This window comes from Gordonia sp. UBA7860 (assembly GCF_002500165.1).
Lineage (GTDB): Bacteria > Actinomycetota > Actinomycetes > Mycobacteriales > Mycobacteriaceae > Gordonia > Gordonia sputi.
The window spans coordinates 1-2,529 of the sequence record NZ_DLSO01000178.1; the positions used below are offsets into that span (position 1 = coordinate 1).

At 66.6% G+C, this 2,529-nt stretch carries 2 protein-coding genes; both read left to right on the forward strand.

Translation table 11 applies throughout. The annotated features are described in order from the left end of the window. The first annotated feature begins 74 nt into the window (after window positions 1-74). Window positions 75-1,265, forward strand: coding sequence for an aminotransferase class I/II-fold pyridoxal phosphate-dependent enzyme (locus B3T59_RS21835; protein ID WP_287005123.1), 1,191 nt, complete (start codon window positions 75-77; stop codon window positions 1,263-1,265). Continuing rightward, window positions 1,262-2,452, forward strand: coding sequence for a serine hydrolase domain-containing protein (locus tag B3T59_RS21840; protein WP_287005124.1), 1,191 nt, complete (start codon window positions 1,262-1,264; stop codon window positions 2,450-2,452). The genes B3T59_RS21835 and B3T59_RS21840 overlap by 4 nt, the downstream gene beginning before the upstream one ends. Window positions 2,453-2,529: the final 77 nt, after the last annotated feature.

The window sequence follows — 2,529 nt, forward strand, 5'->3', positions numbered from 1 at the left end:
CAGCGAGCACCCGAGTCGAGATCACTCCCCCACCCCGAAACATCTCGCGAGCACCGTCGCGCACAATGAGATGAATGAAGATCTCGCAGCGCGCCCAGGAGGTCGCACCGTTCTACGCGATGGACTTCGCGAGCAGAGCGGCCGCCGTCGAGGCGCAGGGCAGCCCGGTGATTCGGCTGAGCATCGGCGAACCCGATTTCGGTGCTCCGCCTGCAGTTCTCGCGGCAGCCCGAGAGGTCTCCGACGGCCGCCCACTGACGTACACGGGCGCACTTGGCCTCCCCGAACTACGTGAGGCCATCGCCGACTTCTATCGCCACCACTTCCGCGCCAACGGCGTCACGGCGGAGCAGGTCGCAGTCACCTCGGGAGCGTCGGCGGCGCTGCTTCTCGCATGCGCCGCGCTGATCGACCCGGACGACGGTGTGCTGATCGGCGATCCGTCGTATCCGTGCAATCGACAGTTCGCGCAGGCGTTCGGCGCGCGCGTCAGCTTGGTGCCGACCGGCGTCTCCGATCGCTTCCAGCTCACCCCGGATGCCGTCGACGCCGCGTGGTCGGAGAGCACACGCGGGGTGATCGTGGCGTCGCCGTCGAACCCGACCGGCACGTCGTTGCCCTACGACGAGCTCGTCGAGCTGTGCCACCGCGTTGCCGCGCGCGGCGGGTGGAGCATCGTCGACGAGATCTACCTCGGACTCTCCGATCCCGGGCCCGACGGCCGGCCTCCACGCAGCGTCCTCGCCGATCCCACCACCGGCCCCGATGTTGTTGTGGTGAACAGCTTTTCGAAGTACTTCGGCATGACGGGCTGGCGGCTCGGCTGGTGCATCCTGCCACCCGACATGGTCGACGTCGTCGAGCGCCTCGCGCAGAACTTCTACGTGTGCCCACCCACGCCGGCACAGTACGCTGCGCTGAGCTGCTTCAGTCCGGAATCCCTTGCGGTATGCGAAGATCGACGCCGCGAGTTCGTCTCGCGCCGACAACTCGTACTCGACGCACTCACTGCGATGGGCTTGCGTGTGCCGGTCATCCCCGACGGCGCGTTCTACGTGTACATCGACGTCTCCGACACCGGACTGGGCTCGTGGGAATTCTGCGAGCGCGCACTCACCGAAGCACACGTCGCACTCACTCCCGGAAAGGATTTCGGCGCCGCAACGGCCGATGATCACGTCCGACTGTCGTACGCGGCATCGACGGCCGATCTCACCGAGGGTCTCCGACGTCTCGCATCGTTCGTCGAAGGTCTGGCGTCATGAACCTCGACGGCACTGACCTCGACGACGTTGCACTCGATCACGTAGTCGACGCCGCGCCAGCGGATTGCGCGCTACCCGGCGTCGTCGTAGGTGTAACCACTTCCCACGACACGATCTACCTCAAAGCTGCAGGTCCACGGACCGCGGGCACCGATGAGGCGCTGGCCAAGGATGCCGTTCTCGCACTGTTCTCGATGACCAAACCGTTGACCGCAACGCTGGCACTGCAACTCGTCGACGACGCCCTCCTCGACCTCGACGCCCCCGCGTCCGAGTACGCCCCCGACCTCTCCGGGATCGGCGTCCTCACCGGATTCGATGGAGACACACCGGTGGTGCGCGCACCACGGACACCTGCGACTACCCGCCAATTACTTACTCACACAGCAGGATTCGCCTACGATTTCTTCGATTCCGACTGCGCGCGAGCAGTCGCGGACCTCGGCCTGCCCGACGTCGCGACCGCGACCAAGGCATCGCTGCAAGCACCGCTGATGTTCGATCCCGGAACCCGATGGGAATACGGAACGAATCTCGACTGGGTGGGCAGGGTCATCGAAGGCGCGACCGGACGCCGACTCGGCGACGTCATGTCCGAACGCCTACTCACGCCGCTAGGCATGCGCGACACCACTTTTCGTCGCGGACCACAGATGCTCGAGCGGAGCGCGACCCTGCACGTACGCACCGGCGACGGTCACCTCAAGGCATTGCGGCCACCGACCTCGCCCGACGATCCCGAACTCGATATGGGCGGCCAGGGCCTCTACTCCACCGCCGAGGACTTCCTCACCTTCATCCGCTTCTGGTTGCGCGGCGGCAGATCCGACTCCGGGCAACAGCTCCTCCGCCCGGAAACGGTCGACGACGCGACACGCAACCACCTCGGAGCGCTCGGGACCACGCCGCTCCCCGGCGTCAACCCACGCAAGACCCACGATGTCGACTTCTTTCCAGGCGTCGACAAGGGGTGGAATCTCGTCGCGATGACAAACAATTCTCAGGCGCCGACCGGACGCAGCGCGGGCTCCATGGGCTGGGCCGGGCTGGCCAACCTCTACTTCTGGGTCGATGCCCAAAGAGGCATCGGCGGACTCTGGGCCACCCAGCTCCTACCGTTCTTCGACCCTGCCGCCGTCGCCGCGTCGCAGCAGTTCGAGAAGGCGGTCTACGACTCCCTGCGCTGAGCGCGCCTGGTGACACCGCGGTCCGGCGCCGACCCCGAACGTCGCGCCGCACGAGCCGTCGGGGCCGGTGCGCGGCG

Coding starts and splice junctions, on each gene's coding strand:
- B3T59_RS21840 (WP_287005124.1), top strand. CDS start 1,262: ATGAACCTCGACGGCACTGACCTCGACGACGTTGCACTCGATCACGTA.
- B3T59_RS21835 (WP_287005123.1), top strand. CDS start 75: ATGAAGATCTCGCAGCGCGCCCAGGAGGTCGCACCGTTCTACGCGATG.